At 70.3% G+C, this 18,361-nt stretch carries 14 protein-coding genes; 6 read left to right on the plus strand and 8 right to left on the minus strand.

All coding sequences use genetic code 11. From position 1 onward, the window contains the following. Positions 1–111 precede the first annotated feature (111 nt). Both O7595_RS19440 and O7595_RS19445 read right to left on the minus strand, forming a co-directional pair. Entirely contained in the window at positions 112–441 is a 330-nt protein-coding gene (locus O7595_RS19440) for a hypothetical protein (RefSeq protein WP_269729928.1), read from the minus strand. Between the two features lie 16 nt (positions 442–457). Beyond that, on the minus strand, positions 458–4,474 hold the full coding sequence (locus O7595_RS19445) for a polymorphic toxin-type HINT domain-containing protein (protein WP_269729929.1): 4,017 nt from the start codon (positions 4,472–4,474) through the stop codon (positions 458–460). A 450-nt stretch (positions 4,475–4,924) separates the two neighbouring features. Here O7595_RS19445 and O7595_RS19450 point away from each other — a divergent pair, with 450 nt between their 5' ends. Then, on the plus strand, positions 4,925–7,453 hold the full coding sequence (locus O7595_RS19450; RefSeq protein ID WP_269729930.1) for an FG-GAP-like repeat-containing protein: 2,529 nt from the start codon (positions 4,925–4,927) through the stop codon (positions 7,451–7,453). 76 nt (positions 7,454–7,529) lie between these two features. Here O7595_RS19450 and O7595_RS19455 read toward each other — a convergent pair whose 3' ends face one another. Next, a complete protein-coding gene (locus O7595_RS19455; RefSeq protein ID WP_269729931.1) occupies positions 7,530–7,682 on the minus strand; it encodes a hypothetical protein in 153 nt (50 codons plus the stop codon). A 463-nt stretch (positions 7,683–8,145) separates the two neighbouring features. On the opposite strand from O7595_RS19455, the gene O7595_RS19460 reads away from it, so the two are divergent. After that, positions 8,146–9,054, plus strand: coding sequence for an aldo/keto reductase (locus O7595_RS19460; protein WP_443071843.1), 909 nt, complete (start codon positions 8,146–8,148; stop codon positions 9,052–9,054). Positions 9,055–9,105: 51 nt separating this feature from the next. Here the strand turns inward: O7595_RS19460 and O7595_RS19465 are convergent, their stop codons facing one another. From O7595_RS19465 to O7595_RS19480, 4 genes are all read right to left on the minus strand, one after another. After that, positions 9,106–10,092 (minus strand): 2-hydroxyacid dehydrogenase, encoded by a 987-nt coding sequence (locus O7595_RS19465; RefSeq protein ID WP_269729933.1) that lies wholly within the window; start codon positions 10,090–10,092, stop codon positions 9,106–9,108. Beyond that, positions 10,089–11,264: a lactate 2-monooxygenase gene (locus O7595_RS19470; protein ID WP_269729934.1), complete on the minus strand. Its 1,176-nt coding sequence runs from the start codon at positions 11,262–11,264 to the stop codon at positions 10,089–10,091. Before O7595_RS19470 ends, O7595_RS19465 begins: the two co-directional genes overlap by 4 nt. 86 nt (positions 11,265–11,350) lie before the next feature. Further along, entirely contained in the window at positions 11,351–12,322 is a 972-nt protein-coding gene (locus O7595_RS19475; RefSeq protein ID WP_269729935.1) for a trypsin-like serine peptidase, read from the minus strand. A gap of 260 nt (positions 12,323–12,582) precedes the next feature. Then, positions 12,583–13,068, minus strand: coding sequence for a GNAT family N-acetyltransferase (locus O7595_RS19480; protein ID WP_269729936.1), 486 nt, complete (start codon positions 13,066–13,068; stop codon positions 12,583–12,585). A gap of 52 nt (positions 13,069–13,120) precedes the next feature. On the opposite strand from O7595_RS19480, the gene O7595_RS19485 reads away from it, so the two are divergent. Further along, positions 13,121–13,930 carry an exodeoxyribonuclease III gene (locus O7595_RS19485; protein WP_269729937.1) on the plus strand — a complete coding sequence of 270 codons (810 nt, stop codon included), beginning with the start codon at positions 13,121–13,123 and terminating at the stop codon, positions 13,928–13,930. 214 nt (positions 13,931–14,144) lie between these two features. Here O7595_RS19485 and O7595_RS19490 read toward each other — a convergent pair whose 3' ends face one another. Beyond that, on the minus strand, positions 14,145–14,807 hold the full coding sequence (locus O7595_RS19490; protein ID WP_443071663.1) for a MerR family transcriptional regulator: 663 nt from the start codon (positions 14,805–14,807) through the stop codon (positions 14,145–14,147). Positions 14,808–14,945: 138 nt separating this feature from the next. Between O7595_RS19490 and O7595_RS19495 the strand changes: the two genes are divergently transcribed. From O7595_RS19495 to O7595_RS19505, 3 genes are read left to right on the plus strand one after another with little or no spacing between them, the layout of a single operon-like run. Further along, complete coding sequence (locus tag O7595_RS19495) at positions 14,946–16,478, plus strand: flavin-containing monooxygenase (RefSeq protein ID WP_269729938.1); 1,533 nt, start codon at positions 14,946–14,948, stop codon at positions 16,476–16,478. Next, the gene (locus O7595_RS19500; RefSeq protein WP_269729939.1) at positions 16,475–17,434 is read left to right on the plus strand and encodes an alpha/beta fold hydrolase; all 960 of its coding nucleotides are present in this window, start codon (positions 16,475–16,477) and stop codon (positions 17,432–17,434) included. Before O7595_RS19495 ends, O7595_RS19500 begins: the two co-directional genes overlap by 4 nt. Beyond that, complete coding sequence (locus tag O7595_RS19505; RefSeq protein WP_269729940.1) at positions 17,431–18,312, plus strand: SDR family oxidoreductase; 882 nt, start codon at positions 17,431–17,433, stop codon at positions 18,310–18,312. The genes O7595_RS19500 and O7595_RS19505 overlap by 4 nt, the downstream gene beginning before the upstream one ends. Positions 18,313–18,361 lie beyond the last annotated feature (49 nt).

Raw genomic sequence — 18,361 nt, forward strand, 5'->3', positions numbered from 1 at the left:
GTAGTTGGGGGTTGTCTGGTTAGGGGTCCGCTTGGAGGGTCCCCAACCAGAATCAAACGGGCGTCGCGCCCGATCAGCCCGCCCCGATCACTCCGACCGGAAAGTGCCCTGCTATTGAAGCGGACGGCCCACTTCAAGGAACTGCCGATAAACGAGATCGAGCAGCGCCGCGTATGCATGTTGCGAGTGAGCGACGGCTTGGTCGCCACCCGATGTCATCTCACCGAGCCGATCGATTCGCTGCATCAGTGCTTGAAGCGTCGAGAGGACATCAACCGGAGCCGGCTTAAAGATCCCACGTTCCACATATCGGATCACCGTAGTCACGTACTCGTCGGCTTCCGCCAGATCGCTGTGCGCCAGAATGAGGTCCTTGCTCGATCCGCTCCGAGGGAACGGCAGGTTGCGCCACAGGGTGTAGGCGTCCATGAAACTGAGCATCACGTTTTCCTTGCTCCTAGTGGGTCTCGTCGTACCAGAAGGAAACGACTCGTCCGTCCGGCCCGATGATCCCACCCATACCTCCGTTGGGATCCGAATACTTCACGCCCCATTTACCGTCGTCGAATGGCATCCTCTTTGCGTTGTAGCCCTTTTTGCCCCCTGGCTCAGCCAGACGCTGAGCCCAGTCAATCGAATCTTGCAAGTACTTCTCGCGCGTAACGTTCAATGGGCTGCCATGCTTTCCCCAATGGTATTCGAAACTGCCTCCGGGGTTGTCGAACGTGCCCTCGTGCCAGGCATCTGCAACCCCCTTAGGGCATGGCCCCGAATTGTGCACCAAGACCGGCGTGGCGCCCGCCAGCACATAGTACGTGTGGAGGTCGTTGACCGTGAGGTTGTAGGCAGGTTGAAGCGACTTCCATTGACGGACAGTGGAGATCGCTACGGTCTTGCCGTCGGCCTTGAGGAGTGTGTCGCCGGGGTTGAGGTCGGCGGCGTCGGTCCACTTCTGGGTCTTCTCGGACCGGAAGGGGTGGTGGTCGGTTGCCGTGACGGTGCCGCCTCCGGCCGCCGCGTCGAGCGTAAGGTCGGTGAAGTCACGGTCGTCAGGCGTGTATATGGTCGCCTCTACCCGGCGAGCTCCACCGGACCCGGTGAGCGGATCGGTAGCTTCGACGTAGTCGCCGGTTCGGATCTGTTCGATTGGCTTGGTGGAGCCGTCACCCATGAGGACGTGCGTGCCGGCGGGGAAGCTGTTTTTTCCGCAGGAGGGTGTCTTCTTGAGTAGTTTGGAGAGTGCTTCGAAGACAGGGCTGAGGTCGACTCCGAACTTATCAAGCCAGCCGAGTCCCTTTGCCCCGGAAGCGGCCCATCCGGCGATCGGCGTAGCGGCAAGACATGCCAGGCCGGCATCCTTGTATGCCTGTTCGCTGTTTCCCCATTGAGGAACGTACTTGTAGAGCCAGCCTTCGGCGCCGTAAATGATGCAGTTGCCGATGTCGAGGGGTTCTCCCACGCCGGGAATGAGCCCGAGGGCGTCCAGGGTCGTGTGGATCTGGTCCATCGTGCTCATGTCCGGGAGTTCGTTGTTCCCTCCCGGCATCAGCCATTGCAGGAGCCCGTAGAGCGAAGAGGCAGCCGACTTCTCACGGGCCGCCTCGGCGGCTGCCTGTTCCTGGAGCCGGCGTTGGATCTCTGCCTTGCGGCGGTCCTCGGCGTAGCGGTGCAGGGTCTCCTTGTACATGGCTGCGACGGCGGCGTGGCTGTTGCCGGCGTTCTTCGCCGACTTACGTGCCTGTTCGGCTGCCTGGTAGGCGCTGGCGGCGTATCCGCGTGCGGCGTTGGCGCTGGCCTCGGCCCGAGCGGCTGAAAAACTGGCGTAGTTCGCGCTGGTGCGGGCTCGAGACTCCGCCTTGCGTGCGGTGGCCGCGGATTCGGCCGCCTGGTCGGCCGAAGTGCGGGCTCGGTCAGCGGAGGCCTCGGCGTCCTTGGCGTAACCATTGGCCTGTTGGGCGTACTTGTCTGCCGTCGATGCGTGGCCTCGGGCCTGGTCTGCGTGGCCTTGGGCGTCGGCTGCGGCTTTGGCGGCGAGGGAGGCGTCCTGGTAGGCGCGGGCGGCAACCTCGCTGGAGGTGGCGATGATGCCTTGGATCTGCTCGATGTGGCCGGCGGTGAGCAGATCGCGGCGCTTGGCGCGGTACTGGCCGGATTCCACGAAGGTGATCAGATGGGTGTCGGGGCTGGCGAGGGCGGTCTCGGCGGCTGCTTTGAGCTCGAGACCCCCTCCCTCGGCCATGCGGGCCGCTTCAACCCGGTAGTCCTCGATGCGGGCCTGGTACTGGCCCTTGGCGAGGAAGGTGTCCAGGGCCTGAGGGTCCGGGTCGTGGAGCGCTGCCTGGGCGGCTTCCTTGATTCCGGTTCCGCCGGCCTCCGAGATTCGGGCGACCTGGATCCGGTTGTCCGGTGCCGCGGCCTGGTACTGGCCCTTGGTCAGGAACGCGTGAACTGTGGCCTGGTCCGCCGCCTGGGCGCTCTTGGCCGCTGTGCGGACATCCTCATACGGGGAGGTCCAGGCGAGGGCGTCGACGGCCTCCCGTTCGTCCTGGTCTTCCGCAAGCTTCCAGCCGGTCCGGGCATAGAGGACGACGGCGTCGTCGTCGCCGGTCAGAGCCGCCTCGGCGGCGGCCTTGCTCCACGGTCCACGGACCTGCAGGGCCAGCAAGGCCATCTTCCGGCCAGCGGCGGCGATCTGGGCCGGCTGTGCGTCGGGCTTGGCGGCCTCGGTAGCGAGCGTGTCGAAGTCGCTGTCGAGCTTGACCGCCTCCTGAAGCTTCTTCTCCGTGACCGCCTTGGCCGCGTCGACCGCTTCCTTGGTGTCCCTGGCCTCGTTGACCAGCAGCTTGGTGCGGGCCTTGGCCTCTTCGGCCTCGTTCTTGCGGGCGGTTTCCTGGACCTGCTTGGCCTTCTCGACCGCCGCTCCGGCCGCCTTCGCAGCTGTGAGGGCCTCATCCGCGTTGATTTTGGCCTGGTTCGCCGCCGCCTGGGAGTCACCGGCATGTTCGGCTGCCTTGCGAGCGGCTTGTGCGGCCTTGAGGGCATGGGCGGCCGACGAGCGTGCCGCGTCACGGGCCTGCTCCGCCGCGAGAGCCGCGTCGTCAGCGTAGGCGGCGGCGACGTCCGCGGCCCGCCTGGCTTCGGCCGCGTGGCGGCGGGCCGAGGCTGCGGCTGCCTTGGCCTGAGTCTCGTGAACGCCGGCCTGACCGGCCCAACCCGCGGAGTCTTCCGAGTACTGGGCCGCGTCGGTCATCGCCTGGATGGTTCCGCGCACCGCCACGATGCTGGACTTCAGGGCCACAAGCGTGCGGCGTGCGGCCTCTGCGGAATCGGCCATCTTCGAGGTGATCTTCGCGACGGCCTCGGCCTCCGCCGCGGCCGTTTCATGGACCTTGCCGGACGCTGCCGCCTTCCAGGCCTTACTGGCGGCCCGAGAGGCCTGCAAGGCGGCGTGGGAGGCGTTCTGTGCGGCGAGCGCGGCCGTCTGCGCTGCGGCGTTCGCCGCCCGGGCAGCGGAGATCGCGGCTTTCGCGGCGTCCGCGGCACGGCGGGTGGACTCGGCGGCACGGCGAGCAGCGTCTGCGGCCTTGACGGCATCGTTCTTCGCCGCCTTGGTCTCGGCGGCAGCCTTGGCAGCCTCCTTCTTCGCCAGCTCCGACGCCGTCTTGGCCTTCTCGAGGTTCTCCTGGGCGTTCAGCTTGGCCTTCTCGGCCGCCGCCGCCGCATCGGAGGTCTGCTTGGCCAACGTGCTGATGGTGGCGTGTTCCTGATCTTGCGCGCGAGAGACGTGCTGCCCGTACGCGAGAAACTCGCGGATGTCGTCGATGCTGCCGGCCAAAGCCTGCGCGGCAGCGCGCTTGGTCGACGGTCCGCCCGTGGCCTCGATCTGAGCGACGCGCACGCGAGCGTCGTCGTCACGTTGCCTGTACTGCCCCTCCGTGAGGAAGGCCCGGATGTCATCGATGGAACCCCGCATCGCTGAGTCGCCGACCTCACGGACCCCGACCCCGCCGCTCTCGATGACCCGGGCGGCCTCGACACGCTGGTCGTCCGCGAGCGGGGCTTTCCAGCCGTCCTTCATGAAGACTTCGAGCTGCTCAGGTGTCCCGTTGAGCGCGGCTTGCGCGGCCTCGCGCAGAGCCGAGCCTCCCTCGGTCACCAGCGTGAGTGCGGCCTCACGCCGGTCCAAGTCCTCGGCGATCTTCTGTCCGGTGTCCAGAAAAGCGCGGACCTCGTCGTCATCTCCGGAAAGCGCGGCTCCGGCGGCGGCCTTGACGGCCTGTCCGCCGGTTTTCCAGCTCTGCAGTACACGCTCACGTTCGGACGGCCGGGGTGGTGCCGGGTCGTCCGCGGCGGCGGGTGCCGCGGAGACCAGCCCGGCAAGCAGAGCAAGCGGAAGCAGGCCACGAGCAGCCTTACCGACTGCCGCGTACCCCCTCTGCCATCCCCGTGTGCGCCGGCTTCTGTTGAGAAGCACGAAGTTGGTTTCCCCTCAATGGTCTCTGGGCGCAGCACCCGACGCGGCAGGATCCCCCCGATGAAACACAGAGGCTGTGGGCGCCATTGCCCCCATCACCCGCGCCGCAGGTCAGTCACCCTCCATGAATCGGCTTCCCCAGGCCGGAGGAGGAAAGACCGTTCCCAAACCTCACGGCCGGTACGGCACTGCTTGAACAAGAAGGCAGATTCAACCAGGAGTTGGATGGTTGTAGGCCCCGCCGGCACCGTTACAGGATCTTGATCAATGGCCTGTGTGGGGCGCGGTCACGTCATGCAATGCGATGGGTTCTGCTGCCGGGAGCGGCTATGCTCCTTCTCGGCCCCCCAGGCGATTACGACCATCCGCAGCGAAGCGTTGACGGTCCCGTTGTGCTTCCGCCTTCCCTCCCGCCTGATCGGGGGGCTCATTCGTGAAAGCGAAACACCTGTGCGTATACGCAAATGGCTGCCCGCAGCGATCGTGATCGCAGCCACCGCCGTGGGGATGCCCGCTCCCGCGGCGACTGCCGCAGACGAGAATCCGACCGACACCACCGCCCCCTACGCCGTCGAGGACGGTGCCTACCCCGGCGCCGATGAGATCCTCAAGTACACGGGGGCTCAGCTCATCGCCGGTGACGGGAGCATCACCTTTACCTCGTGCGCCGCGGATTTCCAGATCATGGTCTGGGCCCGGAACCTGAAGACGAACGAGTCACGGATCTGCTTCAAGGCTGCGAGCACCGGCCATCTGTCCGTGAAGATTCCGCGCGCCTACCGGATCGAGACCGCCGGCCGGGATATCCGGGCCGAGGTCAGCATCGACGGTGACACGGAGACCTTGAACGTCCCCAAGGACACCGCCAAGGGCTTCGGGGAGGCCGATCCCGCCGGCCCCAAGCAAGCGGTGCTGCTCGATCTCCAGGTGTCGGGGCCCGGGGTGAAGCCACCCACCGGGGAGCAGAAGGACATCAGCCTGCCCTTCACCGGCAAGCTCACCATCGGCACCCTCCGCTCCTGCACCGCGACACTGGTCGCCCCGCAGTGGGTCGCCACCTCGAAGAGCTGCTTCGCCGAGAACCCGGCAAAGAGCATCGACATCCCCACCGGGCCCCCGAAGGAGAAGACCACACTCACCCTCGGCCGCAGCGACCTCGCCCTCGGCGGCGGGCACACCACCGAGATCACCACACTCGCCCCGCGCGGTGACCGTGACTTTGTCCTGGCCCGGCTCGCCGAGCCCGCCACCGACATCACTCCCGTGCCGCTCGCGACCTCAGCAGCCGGCAAGGGCGAGGCGGTGAACGTCGTCGGCTTTGGACGCACCGCGGACCAGTGGGTACCCACCAAGCGCCACACCAGCGGGTTCACCGTCACCGATGCCACCGCCACCGAGGTCAATCTCGACGCGAAGTCCGAGGCCGCCGTCTGCAAGGGTGACGCCGGCGCGCCCGTGCTGCGTACCAAAGACGGCGAGAGCGAACTCGTCGGCATCGCCAGCCGCTCCTGGCAGGGCGCTTGCTTCGGGGAGACTAGCGAGACCCGCACCAGCGCTGTGGCCACGCGCGTGAACGACATTCTCTTCGGATCCCGGCTGACCGCCGCCAGGCGCCTGGACCCCGGTGACATCCTCGTGTCCGCTTCCGCCCAGCTGACGATGCGCACCGACGGCAACTTGGTCATCACCTCGAATGCCGGCAAGACCCTCTGGTCCACGGACACCGCAGGCAACCCCGGAGCGTTCACGCGTCTGAGCAAGGGCAACCTGATGGTGCGCAACGCCGCAGACACCACCACGCTGTGGGAGTCCAAGACCAGCGCGCCTGACGGCTACGCCGTCCTGAACGACAAGGGCGACTTCGTCATCCACGACAGCGAGGGCGAGTCGCAGTGGTCCAGCGGCACCGCGCTGCGCCACGACCAGGACGGTGACGGGCGCAGCGACCTGGGCGCCTGGTACAGCTACACGGCCGGCAATGACGGCATGTACACCTTCCGCAGCGACGAGGACGGAGCGATCGGCGCCCCCGAGCGGTCCTACCTCGCTCCCGCCGGTGAGTGGGAAGCCAAGGCCATGAAGTTCGTCACCGGCGACTTCAACGGCGACGGCCACGGCGACATGGCCACCGTGCGCGGCTACAGCGACACCAGCGTCAAGATCTGGATCGCGCTCGGCAAGCCCGACGGCGGCTTCAACAAGCCCGTCGCCACCTGGAGCTCGCCCGCGGGCGGCCCGTTCCACATCAGCTACACCACACCGCAGGCCGGCGACTTCAACGGCGACGGCCGCGACGACCTCGCCGTCTGGTACGCCGCAGGAGACGGCACCACCAAGCTGTGGACCTACCTGGCCACCGACAAGGGCAAGCTGGGTGCCCCCACCAGCTCCTGGTCCGCCCCGAGCGGCACCTGGGCACGCAACCGGGCCAAGTTCGTCACCGGCGACTTCAACCAGGACGGCCGCACCGAGATCGGCGTCTTCTACGGCCAGGGCAACAACGACGTGAAGACCTACGTGTTCACCACCACCCCTGCCGGCGGTTTCACCAACCCCACCGTGTGGTGGGAGAGCGCCTCGATCGACTGGGACCGCACCGAGCCGCACTCCGGCGACTTCAACGGTGACGGTACCGATGACGCCCTGATCTGGTACGACTACGCCGACGGCAGCGACAAGGCCTCCACCATCCTGGTGCAGAAGGTAAATGGCGCGAACCGGTTCGGCGGGGCCAAGGTCGTCCTCGACAGTCCCAAGGGCAACCTCGACGTGAAGCGCTTCCAGATCGTCATCGGCGACTACAACGGCGACGGCCGCGACGACCTCGCGATGCTCAACCACCAGCCCGACAACGCCGTGAAGATGTGGACCTGGACCACCAAGTCCGACGCCACCCTCAACAGCCCCAAGGTCGGCTGGACCGCACCCGCCACCAGCTGGCTCTACGCCAACACCACTCTCCTCAACACCTACAACTGACCGCGGCCCGCAAGCCGCCGAACCCGGGGCGCCGGACCCGCGTACAGCGCGGGTCCGGCGCCCCGGTGCCACATCTTCAGCCCGCTGCCCTCGCCGCAGCGACAGCGGCCGCCGCGGCTGCCTCGGCCTTGGCGTTCAGCCCCTCGTCCCTCCCCGGTTTCGCCCGCCTGATCTTGCTGTTCGCGAGGAACACACCCAGTCGGGCGTCCGTGCCATCCTCCAGCGTCACCGCACACGAGTGGCTGACGGGCCCTGCGGTGCCGGCACTGCCCATGGGCCGCGCACCCGCGTTCGAACACCGCGGACGGCACCTGAGACCGCTTGGCGGGTGCTTCCGTGAGTGGCCACGTCCTCCACGTGCCCGCTCGGTCCAGATCCAAGCGGTGCGCAGCGGTCGCCGGGGCGCTCCACCTCATGCGAACGGCCCAGAGAAACCGCCTTGCCTGGTCGGGGACCGCTCACATGCGGTGGTGCCCCACGACAGCAGGTCCCCTGCCGGGGAGATACGGCCGGGGTCCTGCCGTGCGGTACGGGAGCGGGGCACCGCGATCCGGCCCCGGCCCCGGCCCTGAGCTGCGTCCCGCCGGTCCGCTCCGCGCGGAGCCCCGGCGACCGCGTGGAACCGCGGCCAGTAGGGTCACGGGGTGACGACGAAGACGGACGCGACGGACGGTCGGCTGCTGTACGGGTGCATGGGGCTCGGTGGGACGTGGGACACCGCGCCGTACGGGCCCGGGGACATAGCCGCCGCGGAGGCGGCGGTCGAGGCCGCGCTGGACAGCGGGATCACCAGGTTCGACCACGCCGACATCTACCGGCACGGCAAGGCGGAGGCCGTCTTCGGCGAGGTCCTGGCCCGTGCTCCGGGGCTGCGGGAGCGGATCGTCGTGCAGACCAAGTGCGGCATCCGTCTCGCGGACGGCGAACGCCCGGGGATCTACGACCTGCGCGGGTGGACCGTCGTGCGGCGGGTCGAGGAGAGCCTGGCGCGGCTGCGCACCGACGTGATCGACGTACTGCTGCTGCACCGGCCCGATCCGCTGGCCGACCCCGACGACATCGCAGAGGCGCTGACGTCGCTGCACCGGCAGGGCCTGGTGCGGCAGTTCGGGGTGTCCAACATGGGAGCGGCGCAGATCGCCCCGCTCCAGGCACGGCTGGACGTGCCGATCGTCGCGAACCAGCTGGAGATGAGCCTCCGGAAGCGCGACTGGCTCGAGGCCGGTGTGGTCGTGAACACCCCCGAGGCGGCCGTGAACGGCTTCCCCTTCGGCACCCTCGAGCACTGCCGGGACAACGGCATCGAACTGCAGGCCTGGGGCGCGCTGGCGCAGGGCCGGTTCACCGGGCGTCAGGAGACCCCTGAGGAGCAGGCCACCGCGCGGCTCGTCGCCTCCCTCGCCGAGCGGAAGGGCGTGACGCCGGAGACGGTGCTGCTGTGGTGGCTGCGGCGCCATCCCGCCCGGATCTCGCCGGTGATCGGCACCGCCAACCCCGAGCGCATACGCGCCTGCCGGCAGGCCGCCCGGCAGGAGCCGGACCTCGACCACGAGGAGTGGTACGCGCTCTGGTTGACGGCCCGCGGTGTGCCGCTGCCCTGAACCGGGTGCGGCGTGGGCCGTTCGGGCCGGGCGCGGACACCCGGGGCCCGGCTACGACACGACGTCCCGCAGTGGTTCTCCGGCCAGGTGGTCGACGACGTTCTGGACCGCGGCCAGGGCGATGCGGACCAGGGTCTCCCGGGTCACGCCCCCGACGTGCGGGGACAGTACGACGTTCGGCGCGTTGAGCAGACGCAGGGCGGCCGTCGGCGGTTCGGGGTCGAAGACGTCGATGCCGGCGCCCGCCAGGGTGCCCGCGGTCAGCGCGTCGGCGAGGGCGTCCTGGTCGACGAGCGCCCCGCGGGCGGTGTTGACGAGGAAGGCGGTCGGCCTGAGGAGCGCCAGCCGCCCGGCGTCGAGGAGATGGCGGGTGTCCCGGGTGAGCGGCGCGTGGAGACTGACGTAGTCGGAGACGCGGAGGAGTTCGTCGAGGGGGAGGTAGCGGGCGTCGCCCAGCCGGGACTCGGTGTCGGCGGGGGCCCGGCGCCGACCGGTGTAGGCGATGCGCATGTCGAACGCCAGGGCCCGGCGTGCGACTTCCTGCCCGACGCCGCCGAGGCCGACGATGCCGAGGGTCTTGCCGGACAGCTCGGTGAGGGACTGCTGGAGGCGGGGCAGGGCCCAGTCGGCCCGGGTGAGCGCGTTGTGGGCGGGTACCACCTGCTTGGCGAGCGCCAGCATGAGCGCGAAGGTCTGCTCGGCCACGTTCTGCGCCTCCGCGCCGCTGGAGCCGATGTTGCAGACCGCCACGGACCGGGCGCGGGCGGCGTCCAGATCGACGTAGTCGTATCCGTGGCTCGCGCACTGGACGAGTTCCAGGGCGGGCGCGGCGGCGATGTGCCCGGCGGTCACCGGGGCGAGGGCGGTGATGATCGCGTGGGCCTCGCGCAGCGCGGCCGGGTCCTCGTCCGCCGACTCCACGACGGTGACGCGGGCGCCGGGCACGAGGCCCGCGAGCCCCGTCCCGGTCGGACGGCCCCCCATGTGGGGCGGGACGATCGCCAGGACGTTCCTGGCAGCCGGCCGGTCCCCGCTCATGCGGACTCCCCGGTCAGATCGTCGGGCGTGAGCGAACCGGGGCCCGCGTGGCCCGACAGCGCCAGTGTGAGGTCGAGTTCGGCGAGGAGGCAGCGGATGACGTGGTCGACGCCCGCCTGCCCGTCGAGGCCGAGTCCGTAGGCGTACGGGCGGCCCAGGAGCACCGCCCGGGCGCCGAGGGCGAGGGCCTTGAACACGTCGTCGCCGGTGCGGATGCCGCTGTCGAAGAGGACGGTGAGCCGGTCGCCCACGGCCTCGACGACGCGGGGCAGGGCGTCCGCCGCGGCCACGGACCCGGCGACCTGCCGGCCGCCGTGGTTGGAGACGACCACGCCGTCCATGCCGGCGTCGGCGGCGCTGCGGGCGTCGTCGGGGTGGAGGATGCCCTTGAGGACGATCGGCCCGTCCCAGTGTTCGCGCAGGAAGGCCAGGTCGGGCCAGGTCTTGGCGGGGTCGGCGAACATGCCGACGAAGTGCATCACGGCCGCGTTCGGGTCCTCGTGCACGGGCTTTGCGAGCCCGGCCCGGAAGGCCGGGTCGGAGAAGTAGTTGGCGGTGCCCACGCCGTGCAGGAACGGCAGGTAGGCCTGGTCGAGGTCGCGGGGGCGCCAGGCCAGCAGCGGGGTGTCCAGGGTGACGACCAGCGCCGTGTAGCCGGCGGCCCTCGCCCGGTCCAGGAAGCTCGCGGTGACGTCGCGGTCCTTGGCCCAGTACAGCTGGAACCATCGCTCGCCTTCGCCCATCGCCTCGGCGACCTGTTCCATCGGCGTGCTGGAGGCGGACGACAGGATGTACGGGACTCCCCGCGCGGCGGCCGCCCGTGCCGCGGCGCACTCCGCGTCGGGGTGCATGATCGACAGCACACCGATGGGCGCGAGGGCGAGCGGCGCGGGCAGTGGCCGGCCCAGCACCTCCACGGACAGGTCGCGTTCGTGGACGTCACGCAGCATGCGCGGCACGATCCGCCGGCGGTCGAGTGCGGCGCGGTTGGCGCTGGCGGTGCTTCCGCTGCCCGCGCTGCCGGCCACGTAGCCGAAGGGCCCCGGGCCGAGCCGGTGGCCGGCCATCTCCTCCAGCCGGGTCAGATCGGTGGGCAGCCGGGGTACGGCGCCCGTCATGCCGTTCAGATAGATCTCGTACTGGAAGTCCGCCCAGTGCCGCGTGGTCGCCATCCGATCATCCTTGCGGGGCGGGACGGGCCGCGTCCATGGGTGTGCAGCGGCCGGCGGGGCCCGGGTCCCGCCGGCCGCTGCCGCCGTCAGGAGGCCTGCGCCTTGTCGTACAGGGCCTTCGCCTCATTGCCGAAGTACGGGCCGAACATCCGGTTCGGCAGGAAGATGTAGCCGAAGCTGTTCACCGAGACCTGCAGTCCCGTGCCGGCCGTCTCACTGAACCCGGTGAACCAGGGGCCGCCGCTGGAGCCGCCGGTCATGTTGCAGCCGAGGCTGTGGTCCTGGGTGAACAGCCAGTCCTTGGAGCTGTTTCCGCTGCAGTAGATCAGCTTCGTGCCGTCGTACGGGGACGCGGCCGGGAAGCCGAAGGCGTACATCTGCTTGTTGTAGCCGCCGTTGAACTGGATGCCCTGGGCGCCGGTGACCGCGGTCAGCTTCTGGCCGTTCAGCGGGGCGAGCACGGCCGCGCCGATGTCGTAGTTGATGTCCTCGCTCGCCTCCCACTGCGGGGTGGTCAGCGTCTTGGTGGCGGTCCACTGGCCGTACGGGGCCTGGCCGTTGGCGTACGCGGGCACGAAGACGAAATTGGTGTGCCAGCTGCCCTGGTACTTGACGCAGTGTCCGGCCGTCATGACGGTGCTGGCGTTCTGGCTGGTCACGGCGTTCGCTGAGCAGGACGCGGTGCGGCCCTGGAAGGTGAAGAAGACCCGGCCGGAGGTCTTCACGACCGCTCCGCCGCCGGTCCAGGCGCCGCCGGCCTGGGGGAAGGCCGTGGGGGCGACGGTCGTCGTCACGGCCCCGGGCTTGGGGGGCTTGAGGGTCTTCAGCGCGTCCGCGCCGAGGCGCAGGTCGAGCGGGACCGCGGCGCGCATTCGCTCAGCGGTCCAGAAGGTGCGGGCCTGGTGCTGCTCGGCGGCCGTGGCGTGGTGGGCCACGGCGGTGGGAGCGGGCGCGGGGGCCGGGGCGGTGGCGTGGGCCGAGGTGGCAGCCGTCAGACCGCCGGTGAGCAGAGCGCCGACTGCTGACAGGATCGCTGCGGCTGTGCGATGGCGTCTCACGCATGTCTCCTTCTGCCGGGGCAGGTGGGGGATGAGAGCGGTGCGGATAGACGTGCGTGAGGAAGCGTGTCATGACTGCGCCAATTTTGTCAGGAGCGCGTCATAGTCTTGTTGGCGCCGTCCATGGGAGTGCCGGGACTGGTGGGATCGGCGGGGCTGCCGGCGCGGGCGCCAGTGCCGTGAGTGCCGGGGTCGGCGGGGCTGCCGGGGTCAGGGGCGGCGGGATCGGTTGGATCGGTGGGACTACCGGAGCCGGCGGGTCATCGCGGGGCGAGCGGTTTGGCGAAGCAGCGGCTGTTCTCGTAGTCGCGGTAGTGGCCGAACTTGGCGCACGGCTCGTAACCGCTGGAGGTGTACAGCGCGATGGCCTCCGGCTGGGCCGTGCCGGTCTCCAGGACCATCCGGGTCCGACCGGCCGCGCGGGCGTCCTCCTCCAGTGCCGCAAGGACGCGCCGCGCCAGACCGAGGCCGCGCGCCTCGGGGACGACGTACATGCGCTTGAGCTCGGCGTCGCCGTCCGCGTACTCCTCGGCGTTCTCGTCCTGGGCGCGCCAGCCGCCGGTGGCCACCGGGCGGCCCAGCCCGTCGTACGCGAGGAGGTAGAGTCCGCGCGGCGGGACGAACATCGACGGGTCGAGCGGTGTGACATCGCCCTCGCCGCCGTAGCGCGCGGCGTACTCCCGCTGCACCTGGTCGTTGAGTTTGACCGCGTCAGGGTGGTCGAAGGACATCGGCCGGATATTCATGCGAGCAATCGTACATGTATGCGAGCTGTGCTTCCTCGGATAGGGTGCCGGGGTGCTCACTGTGACCAGCGTGAATGTGAACGGGCTGCGGGCCGCCGCGAAGAAGGGCTTCGTCGAGTGGCTGGCCGGGACCTCCGCCGATGTGGTGTGCCTCCAGGAGGTACGGGCCGAGGCCCACCAGCTCCCCGACGAGGTGCGCAGCCCCGACGGCTGGCACGCGGTCCACGTCCCGGCCGCCGCCAAGGGCCGCGCCGGTGTCTCCGTCCTCACCCGGCGCGAGCCGGACGCGGTTCGGACCGGTTTCGGCAGCGAGGAGTTCGACGGCAGTGGACGCTATGTGGAGGTCGACCTGCCCGGCGTCACGGTCGCCAGCCTCTACCTCCCGTCGGGTGAGGTCGGGACCGAGCGCCAGGACGAGAAGTACCGCTTCATGGACGCGTTCCTGCCGTATCTGAAGGGCCTCGCGGAGCGGGCCGCCGCGGACGGCCGCTCCGTGCTGGTCTGCGGTGACTGGAACATCGCCCACCAGGAGGCCGACCTCAGGAACTGGCGGGGCAACAGGAAGAACTCCGGATTCCTGCCTGAGGAACGCGAGTGGCTCGGCCGTGTGTACGGCGACGGCGGGACCGGCGCCGGCTATGTGGACATCGTCCGTGCCATGCACCCCGATCAGGAGGGCCCGTACTCGTGGTGGTCCTACCGGGGGCGCGCCTTCGACAACGACACGGGCTGGCGCATCGACCTGCTGGTGGCGACGCCGCGGCTCGCGGACAAGTGTGTGAAGGCGTACGTGGAGCGCGCGGCGAGCCATGCCGAGCGGTGGAGCGACCACGCGCCGGTGACGGCGGTGTTCGAGCTGTAGTGCCGGACCGGCGCCCGGGCGCCGGCCGTCGAGGCGGGCCGCCCGGCCCGGGGCTTCGCGGGAGGTGCGCCCGCGCGCGGTCATGGCGTGCTGAGAACCGTCCGATGGGCCATCAGCCGGTTGCGGTGCGCCCGCGCGCGGCCGTGTTGCTCACCGGTGCCGGGGGAGGGCCCGACGGGCCCGCGGGTGGCCGCCGGACGGGCCGGCCCGTCCGTCACGACCCGCGCAGGCGGCGGTCCATCGCCATCGAGAGCTCCGCGTCCACCACGCTCTTCGCCAGCGGGCGCAGCCGCTCCAGGTCCCCCTCGGCCGCGTGGGAGCGCAGCAGTTCGACGAAGAGGGACGCCAGCGCCTCGGCGTGGCCGCGCACCTCGCGGCCCGCCGCGAGGACCGCCGACAGCGGGACGCCCTCCTTCACCAGTGCGGACGAGACGTCGAGCAGCCGGCGGCTGATGTGGACGATCTCGTCTCCGTCGGTGGCCAGATAGCCGAGGTCGAGCGCCGCCGTGAGGTTCTCCGCGGTGGCGTCGCCCTCGAAGTAGTCGGCCAGGTCCTCGGGGGTGAGCCGGACCGGGGTCTCCTCGGTGGGCTCGCCGAGGCCCAGCACCTCGCCGACGTCGCGGCCGCTGTCGAAGGCGGACGCCAGATCGGCGATTCCGCTGAGGGTGTGGCCGCGTTCGAGCAGGGCCGCGATGGTGCGCAGCCGGGCCAGATGGTGGGCGTCGTACCAGGCGATCCGGCCCTCCCTGCGGGGCGGGGGTATGAGTCCCCGCTCGCGGTAGAAGCGCAGGGTGCGCACCGTGATGCCGGCCTCCTCGGCCAGCTCCTCCATGCGGTACTCGCGGATTTCGCGATCCGTGCGCTGCTCGTCCGTCACGTCCGCAAGCCTATGTTGTACCGCCGGTAACTTGTTCGGTTCCACCCCTACCGCTCGGTATGCGGAGGCTCTACTCTCCCATCGTGCCAGTGATTGCTGGCACGGTTCGGCGGAAGTCTGACTGCGGGAGGCGGCGGCATGGGCCAGCAGTGCGAGCACGTGCGAGTGGCGGTGATCGGATCCGGATTCGGCGGCCTCGGCGCCGCCGTCCGGCTGCGCCGCGAGGGGATCACCGACTTCGTCGTCCTGGAGCGGGCCGACTCGGTCGGCGGGACCTGGCGGGACAACAGCTACCCCGGCTGTGCCTGCGACGTACCGTCCCATCTCTACTCGTTCTCGTTCGCGCCCAACCCCGACTGGCCCCGGACCTTCTCCGGGCAGGAGCACATCCGGGCGTACCTGGAGCACGTCACCGACGTCTTCGGGATCCGCCCGCACATCCGCTTCGGCCACGACGTGCTGATGATGCGCTGGAACACGGACGAACTGCACTGGGAGATCGAGACCTCGCGGGGCGCGTTCACCGCCGACGTCGTGGTCTCCGCGACCGGCCCGCTGTCCGACCCCAGGACGCCCGAGATCCCCGGACTCGACGGATTCCCGGGCAAGGTCTTCCACTCGGCGCGCTGGGACCACGACTACGACCTGCGCGACAAGCGGGTCGCGGTGATCGGGACCGGGGCGTCCGCGATCCAGATCGTGCCGTCGATCCAGCCCCTGGTGGCGAAGCTGACCCTGTTCCAGCGCACCCCGCCCTGGGTGATGCCCCGGATGGACCGGGCGATCGGCGCCGGCGAGCGCTGGCTGCACCGGCAACTGCCGCTCACCGGGACCGCGCGCCGCGGACTGCTCTGGGGCATCCGGGAGTTGCAGGTCAGCGCGTTCACCAAGCGCCCGAACCAGCTGGGCCTGATCGAGTCGCTGGCGAAGGCCAACATGGCCAAGTCCATCAAGGACCCGGCGCTGAGGGCGAAGCTGACGCCGTCGTACCGCATCGGCTGCAAGCGGATCCTGCTGTCCAGCGACTACTATCCGGCGCTCGCGCGGCCCAATGTCGACGTCGTCGCCTCCGGGCTGACCGAGGTGCGCGGCTCCACCGTCGTGTCCGCCGACGGCACGGAGGCCGAGGTCGACGCGATCGTGCTCGGCACCGGCTTCCACGTCACCGATATGCCGATCGCCGACCGGGTGGTGGGCGCGGAGGGCGTCACCCTCGCCGAGGCATGGAAGGACGGCATGGAGTCGCTGCGCGGCGCGACCGCCGCCGGCTTCCCCAACTGGATGACGGTCATCGGCCCCAACACCGGCCTCGGGAACAGCTCGATGATCCTGATGATCGAGTCCCAGCTGAACTACATGGCCGACTACCTCCGTCAGCTCGAAGTCCTCGGAGGCCGGGTCGCGCTCGGCGCGCGGCCCTCCGCCGTCCACGCCTGGAACCGGCGGGTCCAGGAGCGGATGAAGCGGACCGTCTGGAACACCGGCGGATGCACCAGCTGGTACCTCGACGCGAACGGCCGCAACACCACCATCTGGCCCGGCACGACCGGGGAGTTCCGGCGGCGGACGCGCACGGTCGACCTCGCCGAGTACGAGGTGGTCCGAGCCCCCCGCACCCCGGCCGGGGGCACCGGAGCCGTCGCGGCGGCCGTGGGGGAGGAGGGCGCATGAGCCGGCTCCTCAAGCGGTCCGCGACGGCCCCGGCCCCGCCCGTCGCCGCCCGCGAGCTCACCGCCGTCTCGGCCGACGGCTCCCGCCTCCACGTGGAGGTGCACGGCCCCGACGGAGCACCCGCCGTCGTGCTCGCCCACGGCTGGACCTGCTCCACCCACTTCTGGGCGGCGCAGATCAGGGAGTTGGCCGCCGACCACCGGGTCATCGTCTATGACCAGCGAGGGCACGGCCGCACCCCCGCCGTCACGAAGGCCGGTCACACCACCGAGGCCCTCGCCGACGATCTGGAGGCGGTACTCACCATCGCGCTGGAGCCGGGTGAGCGGGCCGTGCTCGCCGGGCACTCCATGGGCGGAATGACGCTCATGGCGGCCGCCGCCCGGCCGAAGTTCGCCGAGCACGCCGCGGCCGCGCTGCTGTGCAGCACCGGCAGTTCGCGGCTCGTCGCCGAGTCGCTGGTGGTGCCGATGCGGGCCGGCGGGCTCCGTACCCGGCTCACCGGGGCGATCCTCGGCTCGCGTGCCCCGCTCGGACCGGTCACACCGGTCTCGAAGGCGATCCTGCGCTACGCGACGATGGGCCCGGGCACGGCGCCGGAGCGCGTCACCGAGTGCGCCCGTATCGTGCACGCCTGTCCGCGCCCGACCCGGGTGGCCTGGGCGCGTGTCCTCGCCGGGCTCGATCTCGACGCCGGGGTACGGGAGATGAGGCTGCCCACGGCCGTCGTCGCGGGCACCGCGGACCGGCTCACCCCGATCGTCCACGCCCGGGCGCTCGCGGCGTCGCTGCCCGAGTGCGTGGGACTCGTCGAACTCGCCGGCACGGGGCACATGACCCCCGTGGAGGCCCCGGAGGCGGTCACCGCGGAGATCAGGAAACTCGTGGACGCCCAGCCGAAGCGGAAGGCCCCCGCGCGGCCCGACGCCCGTACGAAGCAGGAGGAGAACGCATGACCAGGGTCAGCCTCGAAGGGCAGGTCGCCGTCGTCACCGGGGCCGCCCGTGGTGTCGGCGAGCTGCTGGCCCGCAAACTCTCCGCGCGCGGGGCGAGGATCGCGCTCGTCGGCCTGGAGCCGGACGAACTGAAGGCGGTCGCGGGGCGGTTGCACACCGAGTGCGAGCACTGGCACGCCGACGTCACCGACCACGAGGCGATGACACGCGTGGCCCACGAGGTCAAGGAGCGTTTCGGCAAGGTCGACGTCGTCGTCGCCAACGCCGGTGTGGCGTCGGGGGGCCCGTTCGCGGACTCCGATCCGACGGCGTGGCGGCGGGTCGTCGAGGTCAACCTCATCGGAAGCGCGGTCACCTGCCGGGCCTTCCTGCCGGTCCTGGTCGAGTCCCGCGGCTACTTCCTCCAGATCGCCTCGCTCGCCGCGATCACCCCGGCGCCGATGATGACGGCGTACTGCGCCTCCAAGTCGGGGGCCGAGGCCTTCGCGCACAGCCTGCGGGCCGAAGTGGGCCACAAGGGGGTGAAGGTGGGCGTCGGCTATCTGTCCTGGACCGACACGGACATGGTGCGCGGGGCCGACCAGGACGAAGTGATGCGGGAGCTGCGGCAGCGGCTCCCGTGGCCGTCGAACCGCACGTACCCGCTCGGCCCCGCGGTGGACCGGATCGTCGCCGGCATCGAGCGGCGCTCCGCCCACGTCTACGCGCAGTGGTGGTTGCGCGGGATGCAGTCGGTCCGCGGGTACCTGCCGGGCCTCATCGGGGTCGTGGGGCAGCGGGAGATGAGGCGTTTCGAGCCGCGACTCACCGGGATCCGCACGGGGCTCGTGGGCGCCGGCGGGGCCGCTGACGAGCGGGAACGCACGGAGCGTAACTGATCGAAATGCGCGGAATGTCCCTGCATGCCAGTCTGGTCGAGGCCCCGGG

Source organism: Streptomyces sp. WMMC940, from assembly GCF_027460265.1.
Lineage (GTDB): Bacteria > Actinomycetota > Actinomycetes > Streptomycetales > Streptomycetaceae > Streptomyces.

Coding starts and splice junctions, on each gene's coding strand:
- O7595_RS19440 (WP_269729928.1), bottom strand. CDS start 441: ATGCTCAGTTTCATGGACGCCTACACCCTGTGGCGCAACCTGCCGTTC.
- O7595_RS19460 (WP_443071843.1), top strand. CDS start 8,146: ATGGGGCTCGGTGGGACGTGGGACACCGCGCCGTACGGGCCCGGGGAC.
- O7595_RS19465 (WP_269729933.1), bottom strand. CDS start 10,092: ATGAGCGGGGACCGGCCGGCTGCCAGGAACGTCCTGGCGATCGTCCCG.
- O7595_RS19470 (WP_269729934.1), bottom strand. CDS start 11,264: ATGGCGACCACGCGGCACTGGGCGGACTTCCAGTACGAGATCTATCTG.
- O7595_RS19480 (WP_269729936.1), bottom strand. CDS start 13,068: ATGAATATCCGGCCGATGTCCTTCGACCACCCTGACGCGGTCAAACTC.
- O7595_RS19495 (WP_269729938.1), top strand. CDS start 14,946: ATGGGCCAGCAGTGCGAGCACGTGCGAGTGGCGGTGATCGGATCCGGA.
- O7595_RS19500 (WP_269729939.1), top strand. CDS start 16,475: ATGAGCCGGCTCCTCAAGCGGTCCGCGACGGCCCCGGCCCCGCCCGTC.
- O7595_RS19505 (WP_269729940.1), top strand. CDS start 17,431: ATGACCAGGGTCAGCCTCGAAGGGCAGGTCGCCGTCGTCACCGGGGCC.